This is a genomic window from Bifidobacterium sp. ESL0728 (assembly GCF_029392015.1).
GTDB lineage: Bacteria > Actinomycetota > Actinomycetes > Actinomycetales > Bifidobacteriaceae > Bifidobacterium.
Map to the genome: position 1 here is coordinate 1,585,741 of NZ_CP113925.1, position 25,180 is coordinate 1,610,920.

The 25,180-nt window shown below is 52.1% G+C and carries 13 protein-coding genes; 5 read left to right on the forward strand and 8 right to left on the reverse strand.

What is annotated here, in order from left to right; genetic code table 11:
* Positions 1 to 18: 18 nt before the first annotated feature.
* The 3 genes from OZX67_RS06230 to OZX67_RS06240 all read right to left on the reverse strand — a co-directional run bounded on the left by OZX67_RS06230 (position 19) and on the right by OZX67_RS06240 (position 6,902).
* Entirely contained in the window at positions 19 to 1,125 is a 1,107-nt protein-coding gene (locus tag OZX67_RS06230; protein WP_277141844.1) for an XRE family transcriptional regulator, read from the reverse strand.
* Positions 1,126 to 1,175: 50 nt separating this feature from the next.
* Complete coding sequence (locus tag OZX67_RS06235) at positions 1,176 to 1,895, reverse strand: hypothetical protein (RefSeq protein WP_277141845.1); 720 nt, start codon at positions 1,893 to 1,895, stop codon at positions 1,176 to 1,178.
* 84 nt (positions 1,896 to 1,979) lie between these two features.
* Positions 1,980 to 6,902, reverse strand: a complete 4,923-nt coding sequence (locus OZX67_RS06240) for a type ISP restriction/modification enzyme (protein ID WP_277141846.1) — start codon at positions 6,900 to 6,902, stop codon at positions 1,980 to 1,982.
* Positions 6,903 to 7,295: 393 nt separating this feature from the next.
* Here OZX67_RS06240 and OZX67_RS06245 point away from each other — a divergent pair, with 393 nt between their 5' ends.
* Positions 7,296 to 8,354 (forward strand): thioredoxin domain-containing protein, encoded by a 1,059-nt coding sequence (locus OZX67_RS06245; RefSeq protein ID WP_277141847.1) that lies wholly within the window; start codon positions 7,296 to 7,298, stop codon positions 8,352 to 8,354.
* Between the two features lie 328 nt (positions 8,355 to 8,682).
* Positions 8,683 to 9,657, forward strand: a complete 975-nt coding sequence (locus OZX67_RS06250; RefSeq protein ID WP_277141848.1) for a thioredoxin domain-containing protein — start codon at positions 8,683 to 8,685, stop codon at positions 9,655 to 9,657.
* Positions 9,658 to 9,969: 312 nt separating this feature from the next.
* Here the strand turns inward: OZX67_RS06250 and OZX67_RS06255 are convergent, their stop codons facing one another.
* Positions 9,970 to 11,238, reverse strand: coding sequence for a TraX family protein (locus tag OZX67_RS06255; RefSeq protein WP_277141849.1), 1,269 nt, complete (start codon positions 11,236 to 11,238; stop codon positions 9,970 to 9,972).
* A gap of 310 nt (positions 11,239 to 11,548) precedes the next feature.
* Positions 11,549 to 13,846 carry an excinuclease ABC subunit UvrA gene (locus tag OZX67_RS06260; protein WP_277141850.1) on the reverse strand — a complete coding sequence of 766 codons (2,298 nt, stop codon included), beginning with the start codon at positions 13,844 to 13,846 and terminating at the stop codon, positions 11,549 to 11,551.
* Positions 13,847 to 13,968: 122 nt separating this feature from the next.
* On the opposite strand from OZX67_RS06260, the gene OZX67_RS06265 reads away from it, so the two are divergent.
* The 3 genes from OZX67_RS06265 (at position 13,969) to OZX67_RS06275 (ending at position 17,579) form a co-directional block, all read left to right on the forward strand.
* Positions 13,969 to 14,949 carry a disulfide bond formation protein DsbA gene (locus OZX67_RS06265; protein ID WP_277141851.1) on the forward strand — a complete coding sequence of 327 codons (981 nt, stop codon included), beginning with the start codon at positions 13,969 to 13,971 and terminating at the stop codon, positions 14,947 to 14,949.
* A 310-nt stretch (positions 14,950 to 15,259) separates the two neighbouring features.
* Positions 15,260 to 16,222, forward strand: coding sequence for a thioredoxin domain-containing protein (locus OZX67_RS06270; RefSeq protein WP_277141852.1), 963 nt, complete (start codon positions 15,260 to 15,262; stop codon positions 16,220 to 16,222).
* A 400-nt stretch (positions 16,223 to 16,622) separates the two neighbouring features.
* Positions 16,623 to 17,579, forward strand: a complete 957-nt coding sequence (locus OZX67_RS06275; RefSeq protein WP_277141853.1) for a thioredoxin domain-containing protein — start codon at positions 16,623 to 16,625, stop codon at positions 17,577 to 17,579.
* 182 nt (positions 17,580 to 17,761) lie between these two features.
* On the opposite strand, the gene ileS is transcribed toward OZX67_RS06275, so the two are convergent.
* The 3 genes from ileS to pflB all read right to left on the reverse strand — a co-directional run bounded on the left by ileS (position 17,762) and on the right by pflB (position 24,954).
* Positions 17,762 to 21,142 carry a mupirocin-resistant isoleucine--tRNA ligase gene (gene ileS, locus OZX67_RS06280; protein ID WP_277141854.1) on the reverse strand — a complete coding sequence of 1,127 codons (3,381 nt, stop codon included), beginning with the start codon at positions 21,140 to 21,142 and terminating at the stop codon, positions 17,762 to 17,764.
* Between the two features lie 323 nt (positions 21,143 to 21,465).
* Complete coding sequence (gene pflA, locus OZX67_RS06285; protein ID WP_277141855.1) at positions 21,466 to 22,347, reverse strand: pyruvate formate-lyase-activating protein; 882 nt, start codon at positions 22,345 to 22,347, stop codon at positions 21,466 to 21,468.
* 231 nt (positions 22,348 to 22,578) lie between these two features.
* Entirely contained in the window at positions 22,579 to 24,954 is a 2,376-nt protein-coding gene (gene pflB, locus OZX67_RS06290) for a formate C-acetyltransferase (protein WP_277141856.1), read from the reverse strand.
* Positions 24,955 to 25,180: the final 226 nt, after the last annotated feature.

Sequence of the window (25,180 nt, forward strand, 5' to 3'; positions counted from 1 at the left end):
AAGTAATCCTACAAAAAATTAGAACTGTTTTTCGTCCAATTCCCTTGTTCCCGTGCCAATTCCCGGTTTACGTTTGTTTTTTATAACCATTTTTAGGCCGAATGCGAAATCAGAAATATCACGCATTGTTTCACCGGTTTCTCGAGACAACGTTTCTGCATCGTGATTAGCATATAAATCATGCATAACAAAATCCATTATCTTAGATTGTTCTCGGTAGCGCATTCCATCAGGTTCACCCGCACGATAACCTTCTTTAGAAAGGCGAACAAACAGAGCATGATAAGTCCAGTCCGTAAGAACATCGAGCTTATGCAAACGGACACATAACGCTGAAGCAGCTACCCCCCAACCCTTTTTCAGAACTTTAATCTTCTCAAAAGATAAGGAATAAGGAATCTGCGCCAATAAACCACTTCTAGGCATAAGAAACGCTGAAGCAAAATCATTAGCTTCTTGTTCGCGCTCCTTGGAACTTAACTCATCATTATGCTGATGAAGCAATAAATGACCTAATTCATGAGCTGCATCAAAACGATCTCTTTCAGGACTTTTATTTGTGCTTAAAAAAACATAAGGACGATAATCTGAAAAGAAAGAAAAAGCATCAAAATCTATACCAGCAGTTCCATTGGCAGAAAAAACAAATACTCCATGGAGCTCCAATAACCTCACCATATTAGCAATTGGTGCCTGACCTAATCCCCAAGCCTCTCGAACTAATAAAGCTGCATGTTCAGGTGAAGTATCAATAGCATTAATTTCAGGCAAATCAGGTTTAGGACAGTCATAATTACTGGATATCCAGTCACCTATTTCTTTGCCATCTTGAGCGAAAGCAACCGCAGCATTAATATTGCGACGAGACATTTTCGTCGGCGCCCTAAAAGAAATATTCTTCTCTCCAACACCGCCAACCCATGGCATCGAAAAATATCTCACATCAGTATCAAGCGCCTTAGCAAGTTTCACAAGTTGTTTTTCATTCGGAACCACCTGACCTTCAGACTCTTCCCATTCAGTAATATACCGCTGATTCACCCCTGCTTCTTGGGCGAGAGACTTCTTTGTCAATCCCCTACGTTCCCGACGATTTTTTAATCTCTTACCGTCGAAAGAGTTCATACTACCCTCACAATCACTTATTGGCTCATAAGCTCTTACAAGGAACTGAACTATTTACTTCCATTCCTTCTAGAAACTTCAAACCCATTATCATAAGCGGTGGGGTCAACAGGCTTTATTAGTTTTTCAAGTCCATCTTCACGAGAAATATCAGGCAAGATAATCCGTTTCTCATAATGCCTAATTTGACACTTACCATCACTCATAGTCTCATATTCATCAGCCAAACTGAACTCTGAACGAACCGTACCAGTCATACCGTCAATATAAAAAAGCAAAAACCATGTATATACATAATCGTCATCCGGTATCACAGACGACGTGAACGCTCCAGTTGATGCTGGCAAAAGCATATCTGATGGTTGCCCTCCAAGAAGATCGATATTGATATCGATCTTCTTACTAGTCATAGAACCTTTTGGACTCATCGTGCAAGGCTGCACTGCGGTACCCGTTGCAGAATCCCCTGTCATCACGACAAAACGTTCTTTTACGTTTTGACCACGCAAAAAGACCACTTGTCCATGATCGTCTATCCGTATGTATTCAGAAAGACCGCCTGTTTTAGTTGACTCAGAGAGCAAAGACACTACCCGAGTAAGCGTTCCCATACCACGAGCACCTGGTATATCACTCTCTGTATACTCAAAGAAGCCAGCTCTGCCACTTATCAAAGCTCGTTTTACGAGAGACCAAGATAAACCGTGCTCTTCAAGCAGCTCCGGCCCGGGTTTTGGTGCTTCATTATTAACTCGAATTTGCAATACCATTATTTCACCTTCTGCACTTTTCTTACCAATATTTTGGTAAGAAAAGTGTATCTCTTTATATCAGGAATTACAAATCGGCAAACATCATTTCCAGGCTTGAGGCCAATTGGCGGGCTGGGGAAGCTCGTTTAGTGGGGGGAGGGAGTCCATGATGTCTAGAGTTTTCATGCTTACGGTGACGACTCGTTCTACTAGGTCGACGATGTAGCGCGGGTCGTCACTGTAGTCGTTGGGATCATTGATGATTCCGCTCTTTTTATCAGTGGTAATCTGGTAACGGTCGATGAGCCAACCTATCGCACTCTTGCCGTTGACAACATAATCGTAGGCGCGAAGAGGTATCCCCTCGATCATGAGATTTTCGGCAACCTTTAAGACAGTCAAATCCTTGACTTTCTTGCCGGTTTCAGGATCTTTCACCTTGTTGGGATAGGACATTTTTATTGTGCGGCCGGGATTCGAAGAATTACCGGTTTCCTTTACTGCCCATTTATCCACAGTCTCATAGTTCAAATGAAGCTGAGCAAGCTCACGTCCAGCTTTCATGAATGCCTTGAAATCTTTGGCCAGAGGCACACGAGGCAGTTCACGATTTAGATTATTACCAAAACGTTGACCATACTCAGGGCTATTCAAAATCCCATAAACATAATAAAAGACATCTTCTTTATCTATATGCAAATGAGGATATGCCTCTTGAAATATTTGAAGAGAAACATTCGTAATGGCACTATGCTTTACGTATCCTTGTTTATCTACATGTTTATTTTCACTCAGATCTAGCATGTTTTCATTTTTAGGTTGCTCATACCAATACATCGGAAAACACTGGCCATGATGTTCAAACTCACGATCGGGAACTACTGAAGAAATAGAGACGCCTCTTTCTCCAACATCAATTACGATATTTTTATTTAATTCAGTAGGGAACAACATTTTTTGGTTTCCAGGTCGATCATTTATTTGAGAATCAAACCATCCCATTTCCTTACAAAAAGGTCGATACTGAATAACTCTTTTAGCCTCATCATTCACCATAATAGGTTTATTCCGATTAATTCTTGAATAAAGAAAATCCGACCATGAGATTTTGCGATTATCAGTGACTACAAAATCTCGAGAATTACCAGAAAAATCTGAATCGTTATAACGTCCCAATTCTTGATTAAAGAATTGAATGGTTTTAGCCATATTGTCAGTAAGTTGCGTACCTGAAAAATTATAAGCCCATGCATCACGCTGAGTTTGGATTCCCGCCGACCAAATTGAAAACAAACCGCTAGGTAATTTTTTGGTACCTTCTTGAATCCCCAATGGAATGAATCTTCCATAACTTGTGTCTCGGTGATTAAGCCAATCTCCAAAACAGTCTTGATATAAGCTTTCATCCCAATCCGGTGATTCCCTTACCACTTCTTTAAGAATCGACAGTTTTTGATCACGTGACAAATAATCACCAATATCGCGATAATGGATTTTCCCGCTATTCGCAGACCTCGAATTTTTCACGAGCAAAGTAATAGCTATGGTCGCTCGGGACCCGGAATCGAAAATCTTGCCACCTTCTTTTCGTGATTCTTCCCCTTGTGTGCGCTGATTCCCCCGCAGGTTATAGACATAAATATCACTGAATTCTTTGCTGAAACAACGTCTTATCCCTGCTCCAGAAGTGCTGTTCAACCAGCCACCGTTTGAGACAAAGCAAACTATTCCCGAATCACCGATACGGTCACTCGCCCAACGGAAAGCACGAATATAGTGGTCATACAAAGAATTATTAAGAGTCGCATCAGAATTCGCTACATAGGTCTCTTCAACACGTTTATCCAAACCTGGATACTTAGTGTTCTGATTGCCGGTGTTTTGCGAATCGCCAGCCCGATAAGGAGGATTGCCAATAATGACCTTGATGGGTAATTCCTTCTGAGCTTTTACACGCTCTGTATTTTCCTTAAACACGCCCAAATCGAGCGGGTCATCCTGCTCGTACATTTGGAATGTATCGGTAAGCAATGCACCCGGGAACGGCTTGTAGTCGCCACCCATACGCTTGTGATACGACTGCTCGATGTTGATGTCCATAATCGTCGCGGCCAGCGGGACAATCTCATTGGAATGCAAATCGTGCTCATATTTGTATGGCAAGTCCTCATCTTTGATAAGACTCTTGTCCTCGATGAGCCGGCAAAGATAAGTACCCGTGCCAGCGAAACCGTCAAGAATATGGACTCCCCGAGTTCCCAGCGATTGATGGAACTCCTGCTCCAAGGCACGCTGAACCATGTGCAACTGAGCATCAACGACTTCTACCGGAGTATATACAATGCCAAGGCTGTCGGCCGTTTCTCGGAACGCCTTGGTGAAGAACTCATTGTAGATTTCTTTGATGAGGTTCTGCTTGGCGTCATCGCTTTCGAGTTGACTGGCCGAAAGTTGTACCGACGCGTACAAATCCCGCAACGTAGGATTGTCGATATCCTGCGGAAGTCCTGCCTCATAGAGCGAATCCAACGCGCGATCGAGACCTTGAACGATAGGATTACCTTCAAGCACTTCACGATTGGTAAACAATGTTTCGAAAATGGGCTTGGTAACCTCATGCTGTGCCAAAACCGCAATGGCATCAGTCTCAGAATACCCGGAATTCAACGAATCACGAAGACCCTGCACGAACTCCATGAATGGGCCATGGGCTTTATCGCTATCAACAAGCTCAGCAATCTGAGCAGCACGGTGACGGGTGATATCGGCAATATCATCAGTCCATTCGCCCCAATAAATCTTGGTTCCGCACTTACGGACTATCTGCGCATTGATGCCTTTGGCGAGTTCAGTCATTTCCAAATCAAGTTCAGGCTGGGTTGCGGAACCGCTGCCATAATCCTCACCGGTTCCATATTCACCATCATCGCTGCCACCATCAGTATGTTCATCTGGGTCAGGATCACCAATATGAGTACCTTCAGGCTTTTTCGGTTTGCGCTTTTTCAGCTTCGACTCGTCAAGAACTTCAACCTCAACAATCTTGCTCAGCGAATCGGCATCACCAAGTGCTGCTGCATTGATGATGGCATCTAGCCGCTCATCATGGCTTCGCAAAGCACGAACCACATCCCAGACAATCTTGTAGGAATCGGAGGAAAGTGCCATCGACGGGTCAGTACCCGGTTTCACGGCCACAGGAATGATGATGTATCCATATTCTTTGCCGGGAGATTTGCGCATGACACGGCCGACGGATTGGATAATGTCGATTTTGCTGCTGCGAGCCGAAAGGTACATCACGGCATCCAAATCAGGAACATCGACACCTTCTGCGAGGCATCTTGCATTGGACAAGACATGGCATTCGTTAGGCTCGGTATCCGCAGCCAACCAATCAAGCTTTGTATGGCGTGTTGCGGCATCCATCGTTCCGTCAACGTGGTCAAACTGCACATGCACATCATGACCAGCTTCGAGTGTGGATTCATTCCCCTCTGTATCAGGCAAAGAAGAAGTATACTTGTCGATAACCGCTCGGAAGTTGTTGGTCAATGCCTTGGAAGCTTTGATTGATGGTGCAAACGCAATGGCATGATGAAGAACACGCTTAGTGTCATCCGTTTCGAATGATACCGAATGCCTGCCACCGTTAGAAGGCTGATCGATAGCTCTTGCATGCCGTCTATCAAACAACGCTTTCCAGCAGCCTACGAATTTCATAGCATCGGGAAGCTGGACCTCCGAGTTCTCATCACTGTATGCATCCTGGATAGGTTTGCCCATCATATCCTCGGTGACTTGCATAATCACGATCTTGTAATCAGTCAACAGTCCTTCATCGACAGCTTTGCCAAAGCTTAAACGATAAGCAACTTTGCCGTACTTGCTTTCATCATCCATACTGGCGATTTCAATGGCACCCTGATTTGCCTTGTTTTTGGCTCCCTCACTGAAGATTCGCGGAGTCGCCGTCATATACAGACGCTTGGAAGAATGAATGAAGTTATTGTCATGCACCTTTTGGAAGGCTCCTTCGCCATCGACTACACCGGTCGTTCGATGAGCCTCATCGCAAATCGTCAAATCAAAGTCAGGCAGACCTTCTTCTTGGGCGTCATGAATGACTTGAATGCTTTGATATGTCGAAAAGATGACATTGAGAGCATCATCTTTCTTCGTAAAACGTTCAGCGATGGTATGGGCATTGGTTGTCGCCGGGAATGGGATATCGGTTATCTGGCCATACGACTCATCCTTGAGCTTACTAGCCTTGCCATCCGAGCAAACAACATAAACATTGATTCTCTCACGAACCTGATTCACCCAATCGCGCATTGACTGGGAAACCAGCGAAATCGAAGGAGCCAGGAACAAAACTGTATGACCATTTCCAAGCAGCTCCTCGCTTAGTCTCAAAGAGGTCAGAGTTTTGCCGGTTCCGCAAGCCATAATCATCGAGCAGCGGTCGGCCTTGCTCAGTTCTTTCTTCACTGCATCTACTGCTTCGCGCTGGTGCGGCCGCAGCTCGAAAATCGTACGTTCTTTTGCTGAAGTCCCGTTTTCGAATGCATCCCAGTCCACATTTGACTGGCGCATATCGTCCAAACCAATTCTCACTGCACCAAGCCGAGGATTGAGTGTTAAGAAATTCTCCAAATTAGATGTATAGGCCTGAGCGGTATCCGCAATCATGTAATGGCTGTATCGCTCATCCGCCTGAGCTGCCATGAAAAAGGTAGAAACATCAGCATTCGAAAGCTTGGCTTTATTGGAATAGCATTTCGCCTGAATCGCCCAATAAGAACCATCCTTGTCCAGAGCGACCAAGTCAATGCCCGTATCCTGACGTCGAGGCATGTTTGTCGGGGCTTCATCCCACATCCATACTTGCTTTATCTCCTCAGACCAAGCCGGGTCGTGCTCAAGGAAATACTTGACCGCGTATTCAAACCGAGTCCCCTGTTCGCGCTTATCAGCAGAATCAGCAACGATGTGCTCGAAAATCTCATCTACGGTGGTCATAGCAATCCCTAGCTCTCGACAACAATAACTATTATTTTACAGCGAAGGGTGTTTTCTTTAAAGAAACGCAAGAACTCCCAATTCAAGCCGACCACACCGTTGTTATCGCGCTTAATTATATGTCATGCATTGTTAAACGTTGAAGAGAATCCTGCACATAAATCACTAATAGAATCTCAAAAGATATACTAAGTTGGTTGCATTCACTTCTTCTCAACAAGTCTTATTGCATCAATCGTTTGATTGCACTCATCGGCTCAATGGCAGACATGTCCAAATAACAACTCGGACACTGTTACTATTGGTGTTTAGTTAGAATTGCTAGTAAGGTGTCAAGGGGATAAGAATTGAGATTTTTGTCACAACGCGAAGTGGGTCAAGAGGAGAGATGCCATGGCAATGGGCAATGGTCAAGGCAGTGACGGTCGAAAGCCTGAAGCGATGGACGCGAATATGACAGATTCTGATGAAAATCAACAGAAGTCAAAAGAGAGCGATAATGTCTCCAACTCTCCAAACGCCAAGGCAAATGGCAATTTCGCGCAGATGAACGATAACATCAAGGCTTCCGCAGTCCAGCTAAAGGAGAAAGCCCTGAATATCCATGAGAAGATACAACGGCGCCACGTCCTCGTCATAACGTCAACCCTCGCCGCGATTCTGGCAATCGTCATCGTCGTTACCGGTTGCTACGCCTTTTGGGACAGCAAATATGGCGAGCAACGTAATTACCAGCAACTCCAGAGCTTGGCACAGAAGCCAGTGGGCATGACCAAAAACGGCGGTCTGCCTGCGTTCAAGGCCAGTGATTACAATCCGGGAGCGCCGAGCGTCGACCTTTATGTCGATTACTTCTGCCCTGGCTGCGCGGTTGTCGAACAAGACCTTTTCAGGCCAATAAAGGACATGATGGATGCCAAACAGATCAATCTGTATATCCATCCCATTAATTTCCTCGATTCAAAGACGAAAAACCATTATTCCACCCGTGCGGCGAGCGCCGTCGCCTATGTCGCATCGCACCAGCCTGAAAGACTGTTCGATTTTTCTACGGCCCTGTACGATAAAACCTACCAACCAAGCAAAAAAGACAACAGAGAGGTCAGCGATCAGGAAATCATCAATCAGGCAATCAAGGCCGGAGTGAAGAAAGATGTCGCCAAAAAATCGACGAAAGGCACTTATACCGATTACGTGGAGAAAGCGACGAAATACACGTCCCGGCGCAGGGAACTATATGTCACCATGCAAGATCAGTTCCGCTTCTCCACACCCACCATCTGCATCAACGGCAAGATGTGGCAATACCGCCAGCTTCACACACTCGATGACGTCAAACCGACGTTCATTCATTCTTTAGGACTGCATCGCGAGCAGGTCGGCGACCCCAAGGTCATGCCGGCCATAGGTGCACACGGCGAAGCGATTCCAATACAACAGAAATATCTGTGATTGAAGGTACCGGCGATTGCGTGATTGCGTGATTATGCGATTGCATGATTATGCGTAACCGTGCAATCGCCGGTATTCTTTGTTGCCTTGCTTAATTCCCTGAATATTTTGCATCACTGTAGCATTGAATCACTGCCGAAGACGGCAAAGACAGACGTTCACTATGGCCGATCAACATTGCCGGGGTTCAACAAAGATAAGCTTTATTCCTTTATGGTTTTTGTCAGACTTACACCAAAAAATCGGTGAGTTATCGTAATAATACGATAAAATAAACAATATTGCCGAGTTTTTAAAGACATGCGAGAGAGGATTCCGGTGACCGGACATGGGCAAGATTGGGAAGTATCTGCCAGACAATTCAGAAAATCAAGAACCGTCGATACCCCCTTCGCTCGAAAGCGTTTCGAACGACAAACCCCAATCGCGATATAAATCCAGCCTCATCCCTCGCAGGCAAATCATCATCGCCATCGTTGCGGCAGTGATCATCGTAGCGTTGGTTCTGGTGATCGGTATCAACATCGGCATCGGTATCGGCACCAAACATGCCCCGAAAGCCGCTCCTGCCGCACTGCCCACAACACGGAGCCAGGCATATTCGGAGATGGAAAAGGTCCCCGACAAACCGTCCAACGCGACGGACAACGCCGGGTTCCCCGCTTTTAGCAAAGACCACCACAATCCCGACGCGCCCACGGTCGAACTCTATACAGACTTCCTATGCCCGTACTGCGGCGACGTCACCAGAGCCCTAACTCCGACTCTCGAAAAATTGCAGGCAGCGCGGCAGATCAATCTTGAGATCCATCCTCTCAATCTTTACGACACGCCATCCACAGACCGTTATTCCGTCAGGGCAGCCAACGCCGTCGCCTACGTCTCGGAGCACGACCCAAACCACGTCACGGCGTTTGTCGGAATGCTTTTCGAGAAGGATTTCCAACCGGATGCCGTCCATTTCAAAGATGTCAGCGATGACGACATCGCGCAGCAGGCCATCAAAGCCGGCGTAAGCGAGAAGATCGCCGACGAGGCGGTGAAGGCACCTTACGCAAAATACATCAGTAAAGCAACACTGTATGACACAATGCGCAAAGAGCTTTTTATCAACATGAACGGCACCAAGGGTCTCTTCCCGCCGACGATTCGCATCAACGGGAAGATCGCTCCTCTCGACACGTCAGACAGCGACGCGAAAATGGTCGTGCGATTTACCGCAAGGCTTGGCCTCAAGCCAACGGACGCCGGCAACCCGAGCATCATGCCGTCCATCGGCGGCGACCCTTCGGCCGGATTCTAATCCAGACCGGCAATCACCGGCAATCACCGGCAATCGATATAGCGCAGAGGCATCAGCCATTACGGAATCGTGAGCTTACGCAATATACGATTTGTCGCGTAAGCTCACGATGAAACGGCAGACATACCGGGGCTTCGCCGGAACAATGAAGCCACGGCGAAGCCCCGGTATTTTTATTTTTCAATTCAATTAGATTCGATCAGATTCGACGCGCCCAAAACGGAATGATCATTGCCGATCAAGTAACAGTCGACCTGGCTTTTCTTGATTACACCAAACAAGACAAACCGAAACGGGCGGAGCAACACTTTCTCAGACGAGGCTTGCGAGCACATACAGCGCCGCGATATGCGTGGGATAGAAGATATAGAAGAAGTACTTGTCGCCGCGTCCCTTTGCACCGTTGTAAAGCAGGATAGGGATAATCGCGAAGACCATCATCCACTGCGTCTGCCCCGCAAACGCGTAGCACACCGCCACCACGGCAATGGCCGCACTCTGCCAAATCAGGCTGTGTTTGACGTTGCGCAACGCATACATCACCGGGATGAGCAGTACCATGACGGTGTTTTCAGCCAGCAGGATCGCAGGATCGACAGCGGTCAGTACACGCAGCACCCATATCATCACCGGGCTTTGCGCCCCTTCGCCCTGTGCCATGAAAGGCAGAAGCACCAGGGAAAGCAGGAACGGTAGGGCAAGCAGCAGCACTCCTTCCATCGTCTTTTTCACGCGGAAGCCACGGGTGACGCTGCTGGCATGCCTGTTGGCGTGCATTATGTTCTGATCGGCAGCGGAAGCGCTCATACCAGCTGAAGCAACAACATTGCGCCCCATGACCCCATGTGCCGAACCGGTGCGCTCGTCACCACCACGCACACCTGCTCCGAATCCCGAGGCGGCCTTGTTGGCGCGTTTCTTGAATGCAGCCTCAAAGCAATCGACGGCGGCCATGAAAATCGTGCCGATGAAGAGGTCGCGGAAGATGTTGTTGACCAGTTGCGCGCCGTCGTAGTTGACCACCTGCTGCAGAACGACGTCGAGCACGGCCATCAGCACCATGCACACGTAAAGGCGCACCATATAGGCCTTTTTGCTGTGCGTGTGTGAGAAGCCGATAACGCTGACGAAGAAGAACAGCGTGGCCACAGGCCTGCCGAACCAGTCCAGCCAATTCGGTGCGCCTTGCGAGGCGAACATCTGGTGGATGTGGTCGACCACCATCAGCACCACGCCGATCATCTTGATGTCGAAAGTCGTCAGCCCAAGACGGCTGGAACGAATCCTGCCCCAGAAGCCGGAAGGCTTCGTTGTGGTTGGTCGTTGAATGTTGTTGTTGGCACCAGCCATATTCGGCGTCCCTGCCATTGCTTTGGCAGCGTTTCCCATCGGAGCCATCGTAACGCTGCGATCCGCTGCCGTAGTATTGTTCGCCATCGTCTCCCCGTCGTACATGCCGTGCCCCGTGATGACATGCCGTCTGGAACCGGCCGGAGCCGAAGACCGCGCGGATACCGGTCTTGGCGGCAAACTCGGTACGCTAGCCACAAGCGCGGCCAAGCTGTTGCTGCTTTTATTCATAACGTTGATATTCTCTTTCAATCAGCCATTCCCCTCATGGTTGCTAGTTGTAGATATCAATCTTCTTGTCTAATGGTTCTTGTCTTGCTTCAAAGGCTGCGAGCCCTGCCAAACCCCGGAAGGCCGATGACATACTCACTTTGACACCCCTTACGATTACCCAAGAATACGGGTTTTCAGCCGTGCCGTCATCGTTCTGGAGAATGAAATATTATCGGCGTTTGTCTAGTTTTGGGGTATGAAAGTCATCCTTCAGCTCCAATCAAGCATGAAGACAGCCAGATATGATCCCGACACCAAGCCAAAATATTTACTCTGAGAACCACTGTCGCAACGCCTGTCCCGTCTTGGATTGATCCACTTTCATCGAATCCTGTGTCGTGCCGCTGAACATGATCTTGCCACCGTATCGCCCGGCATCGGGGCCGACGTCGATAAGCCAATCGGCCTGGCTGATGACTTCGAGATTGTGCTCGATGACCACGAGCGTATTGCCTTGCCCGACCAACTCGTCGAACAGCGCCAGAAGTTTTTGCGTGTCCTTCAGATGCAGACCGGCGGTAGGCTCGTCAAAAAGATAGACCGTGCCGTGGTTGTTCAATTCAAAGGCCAGCTTGAGCCGTTGCAGTTCTCCGCCCGATAACGTGGTCAACGGCTGGTCGAGGGAAAGATAGTCAAGCCCGACCTTGCGCAGGTTGTTGAGTTTCGGCGCTACGTCCGCGACGGAATGAAAGAAATCAGCGGCATCGGCGACGGACATGGCCAGCACTTCGGCGATGTTCTTGCCGTGATACCGGTATTCCAGCACGTCGGGGTTATAGCGCTGCCCGTGGCAGACTTCGCAGGTCTGCACCACCGGATCCATGAACGCCATGTTGGTGATGGTCACGCCCTTGCCCTTGCAACGGGGGCACGCCCCTTTGCCGTTGTAGCTGAAAAGTTGGGTGGAGACATGGTTGGCCGAGCCGAAAAACTTGCGGATCGGGTCGAGAATGCCAAGGTAGGTGGCCGGCGTGGAGCGGATGTTCGCGCCGATCTCGCCTTGCGAAAGGTCGACATAATCGGTGCCGTCCTTGTTGAGCTGCTGCCGGAACGCTGTGACCAGTGAGCTTTTGCCGCTGCCGGCAACGCCCGAGACGACCGTCATCACGCCCTTCGGGATATTCACGCTGACATCCTGCAGGTTGTTGGTGGTGACATGTGCGAGCTTGAAATATCCGCTCGGTTTGCGTACGTTGGTTTTGCACGGCCGCTGCTGCAGATATTTGGCGGTCACGGTATCGGAATCCAGCAATTCCTGATAGTTTCCGGTGAACGTGACCTCTCCCCCATTCGCACCGGCTTTCGGGCCGATTTCCACAACGTGGTCGGCGATGGCAATGACCTCCGGGTTGTGCTCGACAATGAAAATCGTATTACCTTTATCTTTGAGCTTGCGCAGAGCCGCCGTGATGAGCTGAATATCGTGCGGGTGCAGACCGACGCTCGGCTCGTCGAGCACGTAAAGCATGTCAGAAAGCGAGCTCGTGAGGTATTTGGCGATTTTGATACGTTGCGCCTCCCCGCCGGAAAGCGTGCCCGTGCTGCGGTCGAGCGTCAAATAACCCAAGCCGATATCGACCAGCGACTGCACTTTGCCACGCAGTTCGCGCACGACTTCCTGGGCGAGCGGGTCGGTGATGCCGTCCAAGAAGGCGATGACGTGTATCAAATCCATGGCACTGACCTCGGCGATGTTGAACCCGTTGATGCGCACTTTGAGCACTTCCGGCTTGAGCCTGGTGCCGTGGCAGGCCGGGCAAGGCTTGCGCGTGACCACGGCCGCAATGGCGTCGCGATGCTTGCTTGCCTCCTTCTTGTGCAGGATGGAACGGCGGATGCGCGGCACCACCCCTTCGTAAAGCGCGGTTTTGAACCAATTGTCCGGTGGATATTCGAGCTTGCGCTGTGGGGCGTGCATCAAAAGGTCGTATTCTTCAGGCGTGTAATCCTTGATGGGCTTGTCGTTGTCGAACAGGCCGCTGTTGACGTACCGGTGCCAGCGCCAGGTGTCCGGCCCGAAACTGACGAAGGTGATGGCCCCTTGGTTAAGCGATTTGTTGGGATCGATGATCTTGCTTTCATCGATGTCGTCGATATAGCCGAGCCCTTGGCAATTCGGGCACATCCCCTGCGGCAGGTTAAACGAATAGGTGTCGGAATAGCCGATGAACGGATCGCCGACACGCGAAAACAGCAGGCGCAGCAGGGAATAGACGCCAGTATACGTGGCGAGCGTCGAGCGCGCGTTGGACCCAAGCCTGCATTGTTCGATGACGATGGCCACCGGCAGGTTGTCGATCCGCTCGACGTCCGGACGTCCGAATTTCGGCAGGTATTGCTGGGTGAAGCTCGGGAATGTCTCGTTCAATTCGCGACGGGAAAGTGCCGCGATGGTGTCGAAGACAAGCGACGATTTGCCCGACCCCGAAAGACCGACGAAGACGGTGATGGCGTGTTTGGGCAGCTTAAGATCGACGTGCTTGAGATTGTTGGTGTTCGCGTCGTGCACGATGATGGTATTCCTGTCGTTTCCTTCCAATCCATCGAGATCACCATTGTTATCCATATACCCTACCTACCAGCGTTCGTTTTCTGTTCTTGCTCATATAATAGACAATCAAGATTGCGCTTATCACGATACGCGAGGAGTGAAGTCCGCAATGAAGCAACGCGAAAGGCAAGGCGACGATGACACGCAGACATCATAAGACACACACCAGGCCGGTACAGACGTCTGAAAAGTCGACTACTTCATTGCAAGCCAAACAACGGTATGAAGCCAGGGCGGCAGCAGAAGCCAAAGCCGCGGCAATCGCCGCAAAGGAACGTCGTCAGCAGACGTTGGTTGGCGCTCTCGTCATGCTGATTGTCGTGGCGCTGGTGGCCGTAATCGGCGTGACCGGATGGACCCGGCACAACGAATCCGTGCGAATCAAGAGCCAACCCACTTCCGCAGCCTACCGCGATTTGCAGGCCGTGGCGCAAAAGCCGAGCAACGCAACAAGCAAGGCCGGCCTTTACGCCTGCAAGAAAGCCGAGCTCAATGCCAAGGCGCCCACCGTCGAAGTCTATCTCGACTTCTTGTGCCCCTCTTGCGGAGAGCTCAACCGCACGTTGGATTCCACACTGGAGAAGATGAACAAGGCCCGCCAGATCAATATTGAGGTGCATCCGGTCACATTCCTCGACGGACAGTCGTCTGATCATTATTCATTACGCACCGCGAGCGCCACGGCGTATATCGCGGACAACGACCCCGACCACCTGATGAATTTCGTCTCGGAACTGTTCGCCAAGGACTTCCAGCCCAGCGAGACCGCCTATAAGCCGGTCAGCGACGACCAGATCATCTGCCAGGCCGTCAAAGCCGGCGTCGACAAGGCCATAGCGACTAAGGCCGTGCAAGGCACATACGCCGAATACATGGACAAAGCAAGCACTTACACCACTCTTCATCGCCCGGAACTGTGCGACTATGCGTTGCATCCGCAGGGCGGCTTCGGCACTCCCCTGATTCGCGTCAATAGGCACATATGGTCGTTGAACGGAATCAATTACGCCGACCTCGTTTCCGATTTCGAAAGCAGCATGGGCATCAAATCAAAGGACGTGGGCAACCACACGGTCCTGCCTTCCATCGGTGCGAACGAAAAACCGAAAAGCATCTAGCTTGTTGACGAAGTTCCGCAAATTGGCCGATATGACAAATCGGGATGCCAACTGATACCTTATGCGGCATCTTGGCGGGGTTCCGTTCACCAAAATCAATGGAACCCCGTGAGTCGATTTTTATGGTATCCATTGCCGTCTTTGTCCTGTTATACGCTCACAACCTTAATATACGGCAGATTCGTCGGTATGTTTATTTTAAGCGAACGCCCCATTATCTGAACAAAGCGATAAAATTCACCGTAGTGATGTAATTAACAATTCGGCAACGTCTGGAAGGACACGGGAAAGGGAATCGGGTGATCAGGAAATGAATAAGATTGGCAGACATTCCCTTTCACACACTCCGAAAAGGCGAAAACAACCACTTCTGACTTCGACGCCTCCCGATAGCATTCCAGACAACAACGAGCCGCCGGTAGAGCACAACGGCGTCGTCGGACGCAACCAGTTGATCATCGGGGGCATCGCAGTACTCATTGTGATGGTGCTGGTTCTGGTCATCGGTTTTTCCATCGGCATCAATCAAGGCAAGAAGTCAAAGCAGGGACTTCCCGAAACCCAGGCCCAGGCATATGACGACCTGCAAAGGGTCAACAACAAACCGACCAACTCCACCGAAGAGGGCGGACTGCCTGCTTATCGGCAAAGCGAACGCAATCCCGACGCACCGACCGTGGAAATCTATGAGGACTTCCTCTGCCCCTACTGCGGAGACCTGACCCGCGCGCTTACGCCGACACTCGAAAAGCTGCAGGCCGCCCAGCAAGTCAACCTGGAATTCCATATCGTCAACCTGTATGACACTCCTTCGACCGATAAATATTCCACCAGGGCCGCGAACGCCGTGGCCTACGTCTCCGAGCACGACCCCAAACACGTGACGGCATTCGTGGGTGCACTGTTCGAAAAAGACTTCCAGCCCGACGCCATCCACTACAAAGACGTCACCAACGAGCAGATCGCCGCACAGGCAATCAAGGCCGGGGTGAGCCACGATGTGGCCGAAGCGGCGGTGAAAGCACCGTATTCGTCGTTCATCAGCAAGGCGACCGTCTACACCACCAAGAGGAAAGATCTTTTTACCTCCATGCACGGCACCAAGGGGTTCTTCCCTCCGACAATCCGCATCAACGGAAAGATATCGGAACTGAACACCACCGACAATGACGGCAAAATCGTTCAGCGGTTCACCACCAATCTGGGGCTGAAGATAATGGACGTCGGCAACCCCGAAATATTGCCGTCGGTCGGTTCTGACACTTCAGACTAGGGGGCGGATTGATAGTGGTTGGTCGCAAGGTAACCACAACCGCATTGGATGCTAGCGGACACGAATGCAAACAAAACAGAGCCTTTTTGAATTGTAATATCTATTGGCATTCTATATTTTCCAGCCTCTAATTTGCACATTAAACGATAAATTGTCGTTGGCCATATGATCTGGATATCACTATTTAATTAAGGGTAATTCCTTTTATAGAAGTTTATTTATTCGTGCAATATAACCATTTTAAACATATACAACGGCACTTTCATATTGATTGCATAAATCATATTCATTTGACGTAAGACAAAATACGATATATGCTTTGTATGTTTTTCAATTTGATGACAATAGTGATTATCCAATAATCACGTCTCCATCGTTTAATTCAATGAGGAGAATTCCAGTGGTTACCAACAATAACGTCGAGGAGCCAGAGCAGGACGTCCCGGAAACGATCCAAGAGGCCGGAACGACCGAGGCTGGCGAAATAAGGCCGGATACTCATAGCAAAAAAGAACGCAAACTACGTAACGTCATCCTGACCATTACAGTGATCATCGTGGTGGCCATTGTCGTAGTAACTGGCGTCAAAGTCTGGAACAGCCATAAGGCTGCGGTTGCCGAAAGTTCTCCCGAGGCCCTTTCAAAATCGTATGAACAATTGCAACATGCGAATACCCCTGAGAACGCCACCAAGCAAGGCGGATTGCGCTCGTACACCAAAGCGCAATACAACCCAAAGGCCCCAACGGTGGAGGTCTATGAGGACTTCCTCTGCCCCTATTGCGGCAAGCTGGCACGCGAGCTCGAACCCACCCTGATTCGTATGCAAAACGCCCGACAGATCAACCTTGAATTCCACGTGGTCAATTTCCTCGACACCCCGCAAAGCAACAAATACTCCACACGTACCGCCAGCGCCGTGGCCTACGTTTCCGCTCACGACACCGAGCACACGGCAGCCTTCGTCTCAGCCCTGTTCGAACGTGATTTCCAGCCGGATGAGAATCATTACAAGGATGTCAGCAACGACCAGATCGCGGCGCAAGCCATCAAGGCCGGTGTGAACCAGGAAGTCGCCAAAGCGGCGGTAGACGGAACCTATGCGGACTATATCACCAAAGTCACCGACTACAGCTCGAAGCGCAAGGAACTCTATACCACCGTGCAGGGCACCCACAGCTTCTTCACCCCCACCATCCGGGTCGACGGACACATCTGGCCGGTAGATGTGTTCGGCGACCTTTCGCGTAGCGCGAAGCAGTTCTGCGGCAGTATCGGCTTGGACCCCACCAAGGTCGGCGACCCAAGCGTCCTGCCGGCTATCGGCTCGGACGGAGTGCTTAGCGCCATCAAATAATGACGTTCGATAGCACTTTGCCACTTTCCGCGTAACCGAAATCTCTCGAGCCGAGTCCTCTCCCGGTATTGAACGATCTCAAAGAGAGTTGGAGCCAACCGATGATTGCACCGGTTGGCTCCAACTCTCTTCTTGGTTATTACCGTTTTACCGTTGAATCAGCAACGACAACGGCGTTAGCACTACTGCTTGGCGACCGTGACCTTCAGCTCGTCGGCGGAAGCGTCGGCGTTGATGTCGAGCGTCGTGGCAAGCGTCTCGTGGGCGATGAGGTCACGGAACTGCTCGGCCTTCGGTGCGTCGACAGCCGGCACATCGAGCTTCAAGCTGATGCGGTCGGCGATGTCGAGGTCGGCGTCCTTGCGGGCATCCTGCACGGCGCGGATGACGTCGCGAGCATAGCCTTCGGCGACGAGATCGTCGTTGAGAGCTGTATCGAGAATGACGAAACCGCCGCCGGGAAGCGCTGCTGAAACGTCGTTGGCGCGATCTTCTGCACCGACTTCCTCGACCTGGTTGATCAGCGTATATTCGCCGTCCTCCAGCTTCAGGTCGCCGTTCGGCGTCTCGACCACCGGCGCACCGGATTCGTCGATGTGCCAGTTTCCGGACTTGGAGCCCTTGATGGCGAACTGCACCTGACGTCCGAGCCTTGGGCCGGCGGCACGTGCGTTGACCTTCAAATCGTGCACGATCTTCAGGCCGTGCTTGCCCGCGTCGGCGAGCGTCGAGAATTCCACGTCCTTGACGTTGAGCTCCGTCTTCAGAATATCGTCGTAGGCCGCGACGGCATCGGGATTATCGACCAAAACCGTGAGCTTGGAAAGCGGCTGGCGAACGCGGATCTGGCAGGACTTGCGCAGGGAAAGCGTGGAGGATACGACCTCACGCACCTGTTCCATGGCCTCAACCAGCTTGGGTTCGTCAACCAATACGCGACCTAGCTCGGTCTCCTTGCCTTGGTTGAGCTCGCCGGTCGATTCGGCGGTCGCGCCGACATCGTGGGACTTTTCGTCCTCCACGGTGACGAACGGCCATTCGGCCAGATGCACCGATTCCCCACCGGTAAGCCCGCGCCAGATCGACTCGGACTCCATCGGGGCCAGCGGCGCCATGACGCGCATCAGCACCTCAAGCACGGTATAAAGCGTGTTGAAGGCGTTCTCATCCTCGTCCCAGAAGCGTTCACGGTTGTTGCGGATGTACCAGTTGGTGAGCATGTCGATGAAGTCCTGCACCGCAGCGCACGCCTCGGAGATGGCGAAGGTGTCGAGCGCATGCTCGACCGAAACCACGAGTCTGCGTGTGCGGGCCAGCAGGTAGCGGTCCATCTGCGGCAAACCTGCAACCTCTTCAGGCTTCAACGCACGAGCATCGTAACCCTTACCTCCGTTGGCCGCGTTGGCGTAAAGCGTGAAGAAGTAATATGAACTCCAGACCGGAAGCAATACCTGACGAACGGTATCACGAATACCGTCGGCTGTGACAATCAAATTGCCGCCGCGCAGAATCGGCGAAGACATGAGGAACCAGCGCATCGCGTCGGAGCCGTAGTCATTGAACACGCCGTTGACGTCCGGGTAGTTGTGCAGGTGCTTGCTCATCTTCTGGCCGTCGTCGCCGAGCACGATGCCGTGGCAGATGACGTTCTTGAAGGCGGGCTTATCGAACAACGCTGTGGCCATGACGTGCAGCACGTAGAACCAGCCGCGGGTCTGGCCGATGTATTCGACCACGTAATCGGCCGGGAAATGCTGTTCGAAATACTCCTTATTTTCGAAGGGGTAATGGAACTGGGCGAACGGCATGGAGCCGGACTCGAACCAGCAGTCGAGCACGTCGGAGATGCGGTGCATGTGCGACTTGCCGGTGGGGTCGTCGGGGTTGACACGCGTGAGGTTGTCGATATAGGGCCGGTGCATGTTGACGTTGCCCTCGCCGTCGCGCGGATAGTCGCCGAAGTCCGCCTTGAGCTGGTCAAGCGAGCCGTAGACGTCGACGCGCGGGTACTTCGGGTCGTCCGAAACCCACACGGGAATCGGCGAGCCCCAGAAGCGGTTGCGGGAGATCGACCAGTCGCGGGCGTTCTGCAGCCACTTGCCGAACTGGCCGTCCTTGACGTTCTCGGGAATCCAGTTGATCAGTTGGTTGTTTTTAAGCAGGCGGTCCTTAATCTTGGTCACGGAGACGAACCAGGAGGAGACAGGCTTGTAGATGAGCGGGGTGCCGCAACGCCAGCAATGCGGGTAGGAGTGCACGTAGCTCTTCTCTTGGAAGAGCAGGGCGCGATGGTCCTCGGGGATGCGGGCCAGCGGGCCGTCACCGTTGCGCAGGTTGCGCAGAATCGGCATATTGGCATCGAAGACATACATGCCTTCGTAATCCGGGCAATCGGCGGTGAAGGTGCAGCTAGCGTCGAGCACGTCGATGCAATTGACGCCGGCTGCGTTCAGCGTGTTCATATCGTCTTCGCCATAGACAGCCTGATGGACCAGGCCGGTGCCTTCGACGGTGTCGACGTAGTCGGCGGCGAGAATCTGGTAGGCGTTCGGCCCGGGGATGTGCCCTTCGGACTCAGCCTCAACACCGGCAAAGTACGGGAAGACCGGCCAGTAGCGGCGGCCGACCAATTCCTTGCCCTTGAGCTCGCGGACGACCTCGTAGTTCTCGCCAAGTTCCTTGGCATACGAGCCGAGCAGCGGCTTGCCAAGATAGAACTTCTTGCCAGCGAACTTGCCTTCAGTAGGCTTGACCTCGACATAATCGATATCCTCACCAACGACAATAAGGAAGTTGGTCGGCACGGTCCAAGGCGTAGTCGTCCAAAAGACGGCGTAGGCGTCGTCCTCATCACGCATCTTGACGGCGACGGAGAGGGTGATGTCCTGACGATCCTGATAGACGTCTGCATCCATACGCAGCTCGTGCGCGGAAAGCGGGGTGCGGTCCTTCGGGCAGTACGGCAGCACACGGTAGCCCTTGTAGGCCAAGCCTTTGTCGTAGAGCGTCTTGAACGCCCACATCACCGATTCCATGTAGGTTGTGTTCAAGGTCTTGTAGCCGTGTTCGAAATCGACCCAGCGGGCCTGACGGTGAACGTAGTCCTTCCACTCGTTCGTGTACTTGAGGACGGACTTGCGGCAGGCGTCGTTGAACTTCTCGATGCCCATTTCCTCGATCTGGTCGACCGATTCGATGCCGAGTTCCTTCTGCGCCTCGAGTTCGGCGGGCAGACCGTGGGTGTCCCAGCCGAAGACGCGGTTGACCTTGCGGCCCTTCATGGTCTGGTAGCGCGGGATGACGTCCTTGGCGTAGCCGGTCAGCAGATGGCCATAGTGCGGTAAGCCGTTGGCGAACGGCGGACCATCGAAGAAGACGAATTCGTTGTCGCTATGGTCGCCGCTGGGGTTGCGTTCGACGGACTTTTCAAAGGTGTTGTCCTTGTCCCAATAGTCGAGTACCGATTCTTCCATTTTGGGGAAGCTCGGGTTCGGCGCGACGTGCGCGCTTTGCTGGCCTACGGACGCCTTGGGATACACATGGGAATTGGTGGTTTCGCTCACCGTTGTCTCCTCGCTTGGCAGATATCATTACTACCACGAGGACGATGACGGACGCTAACACGCGCCGTTACCGCGGTACCACCTCGCTTGTTACATTGTGAATACTAAAACGTACCGTACAACGCAACCGCTTGAAGTACAGGCTATTTCGGGCCCACCCGTCGGTTCTAATAAGCCGCCCAACCTAATGAACAACCGTTCTTCCAAAAGCTCCCCGCCGATAACGGATCAGCGCTTATGCTGCATACTATAACACCGGACGAGGATTGTATAAGTCCCCTGTCCGGTGCGTGAACAATGAATTTTTCTTGGTTTAGATCTCTTTAGTAGACTTCGAAGCCATGGGCCTTGAACTGGTCGTGGACGCGCTTCTTCATCTCCTTGGACGGGCCTTCCTTGGTTTCCAGCGGGTAGGGAATGCCGAGCTCGTGCCACTTCGGACGGCCGAGCTGGTGGAACGGGAGTACGTCGATATGTTCGACGGCATCGCCGAACGATTCACAGATCTTGGCCACGTTCTCGACGTTTTCAACGCTGTCGGTCAACCCTGGGACGAGAACGAAACGCACCCAGATCTTCTTGCCGGCTTTGTTCAAGCGCTGGCCGAATTCGATGGTCGGCGCCAGCTGGCTGCCGGTCACCTTGTGGTAAGTCTCCTCGTCGCCGGACTTGACGTCGAGCAGGCACAAATCGATGTCGTCGATCATCTCGTCGGTCCAGTCCTTACTGAGGAATCCGGAGGTGTCGAGGCAGGTGTGGATGCCTTCCTTACGCACCGCATGGAAGACGCGAGAGACGAATTTGCCTTGCATCATCGATTCGCCTCCGGAGAAGGTGACTCCCCCGCCTGTGCTCTGGAAGACGTCCTTGTAACGGGTGACGCGCTCGATCATGTCGTCGAGATAGACCGGCTGGCCGTCGCGCATCTTCCAAGTGTCAGGGTTCTGACAGAACTGGCAGCGCAACGGGCATCCGCTCATGAACACGGTCATTCTGGTGCCCGGTCCGTCGACGGACGTGTTGATATCCCAGGAATGGACGAAGCCGATGTCTCCGGTACGCAGCGCAGCGATACGGTCATGACGGTCGAGACCTATAGGAGACTGAAAGCCCGAAAGTCCCCCCATCAACGTGTGCTTGGCATATACTTTCGAAACCTTCAGCATATGCTGCGTCGTGGTTCTAAATTGAGTGGTTTCGGACATCGTCGCCCTCCTTGTCAAATTCTGTTTCCATACTAACGGATTTCAGACTAAAATCCCAGCCGTTCGGTGTGCCTCTGGCGCAATGTGATGCACTGAATATTCCATAGGTGAAAACCTATTATCCCTATACTTTCAACGGTTTCCAAGGCCCATGAAACATGATTGAAGGGACGAAACTGACGCTCCGCCCCTTCAAATCAATTATTCACCACGTTACCTAAAGGCAAACTGTCACTCGGTGACAGCACCCTGGTGGAACGTACGCGAAATGACATCGAGCTGCTGCTCGCGGGTGAGCTTGACGAAGTTCACTGCATAGCCCGAGACGCGCACGGTGAGGTGCGGATACTTCTCAGGATGCGCGACGGCGTCCTCAAGCTGCTCCTTGCGCAGCACGTTGATGTTGGCGTGGTAGAGGCCATGGCCATTGCCGGAATCCAGGATGCCGACCAGGTTGGTGATGCGCTCTTCCTCGTCACGGCCGAGGCCGTCAGGGGTAATCGTGTTGGTGAGGCTAATGCCGTCCAACGCGTCGTTGTAGTTGATCTTGCCGACCGAGAACATGGACGGCAGCATGCCGTGCGAATCCATGCCGTTCTCCGGGTTGGCACCGGGGGCGTAAGGCTCGCCCTTCTTGTGTCCGCTCGGGAAGGAACCGGTCGCCTTGCCGTAGACCACGTTGGAGGTGATGGTCAGGATGGACTGCGTCGGAACCGCGTTGCGGTAGACCGGCAGAGCCTTGATCTGATCCATAACCGTGGAGACGGTCCACTTGGCGAGGTCATCGGCGCGATCATCGTCGTTGCCGTAGATCGGGAAGTCGCCGACCGTGCGATAGCCGACCACCAGGTCGTCATCGGCGCCTTCGACATATTCCTTCTCATGGCCTTCGAGGTTCTTCGCATCCTTGTTGTAGATAGGATAGACCTTCGCATACTTCAGGGCGGAGAGCGAATCGGCAGCGATCGACAGGCCGGACATGCCGCAGCCGAGGGTGCGGTAGACTTCCTTGTCGTGCAGAGCCATCTCGATGGACTCATACGCATACTTGTCATGCATGTAATGAATGATGTTCAGCGCTTCGACGTAGGTCTCCGAGAGCCACTCAAGGGCCTTCTCGTAGTTGTCCTTGACCTTCTGATAGTCAAGGGTGCCGTCGGCTTCGGGCTTGATCGGATCGATGATGCCCTTGTCGATGACCTGCATACCGGTCATCTCGTCGCGGCCACCGTTGATCGCGTAAAGCAGAGCCTTCGCGGAGTTCACACGGGCGCCGAAGAACTGCATCTGCTTGCCAACGCGCATCGGGGAGACGCAGCAAGCGATGGCTGCATCGTCGCCCCAGTGGTTGCGGATGTCGCGATCGGACTCATACTGGATGGCCGAGGTGTCGATGGAGATACGGGCGCAGAAGCGCTTGTAGCCTTCAGGCAGCTTGGAATCCCAGAAGATCGTGATGTTCGGCTCAGGGCCAGGTCCAAGGTGATCGAGGGTCAGGGTGGCGAGCAGACGGAACGAGGTCTTGGTGACCATGTGGCGCCCATCGTCGCCGAAGCCTGCATCGGACCAGGTGGCCCAGTACGGATCGCCGGAGAAGATGTTGTCATAGTCCTTCGTACGAAGGAAGCGGACGATACGCAGCTTCATGACAATCTGGTCGATGATCTCCTGAGCATCGGTCTCAGTGATCTTGCCGCTCTTCAGATCGCGCTCGAAGTAGCAATCGAAGAAGGCGGAGTTACGGCCGAAGCTCATGGCCGCGCCATCCTGGCTCTTGACGGAGGCGAGGTAGCCCATGTAGGTCCACTGCACGGCTTCCTGAGCGGTCTGAGCCGGACGGGAGAGGTCGAGGCCATACTCGTTGCCGAGGGCGATGAGTTCCTTCAGGGCCTTGATCTGGTCGGCATGCTCTTCGCGGAAGCGAATCCAATGCTCGATCTCAGCTTCGGTGAAGTCGTTGCGATAAGGAATCGAATCCTTGTCGATCTTCTTCTGGGCAATCAGATAGTTGACGCCATAGAGGGCGACACGACGATAGTCGCCGATGATGCGGCCACGGCCGTAGGCATCGGGCAGGCCGGTGAGGATCTTGTTGTGACGGGCAAGCTTGATCTGCTTGGTGTAAACGCCGAAGACGCCGTCGTTATGGGTCTTGCGATACTTGGTAAAGATGGTCTTGATATTGGGATCGACCTCTTTGCCGGCCTCTTGAATGGCCTGCTCGACCATACGCCAGCCGCCGTTCGGCATCATGGCGCGCTTGCAGGGCTCATCGGTCTGCAGGCCGACGATCACGTTATCGTGTTCCTTGTCCATGATGTAGCCGGGGCCGAAGTTGTCGATGCCTGCCGGGGTATGGGTATCAACGTCATACACACGCTGCTTACGCTCTACAGCAAGCTGGTTGTTGTCGAGATACTCCCACATTTCCTTCGTCTTCGGGGTCGCCTTGGCGAGGAAGGACTCATCGCCATCGTATGGCGTATAGTTCTTCTGAATGAAATCGCGAACATCGATTTCCTTCTGCCAATTCCCTCCGACGAAGCCATCCCAAGCCTTTGCTTGGAGCTCTTCCTGAGAGAGAGCAGTTTGATCTACTGCGGTCATATAGCACTCCTTATTAGTGGAGCAACGCATCTTCACGTTGCGTTCATTTACCATTGTAGAGTGGTCTATGTCACAAGTATGGCCAAATTGGTGTGACCTACATCACTTTTTTACTATTTTCCGTCTTCGTCTCTTTCCCTGAAATTGTCGAAAATCTCACAAACTTAATCGCGAGAACGGTTTTATCGACTATGCCGTTTTCTGGCGACGAACGGAAAATGGCTAA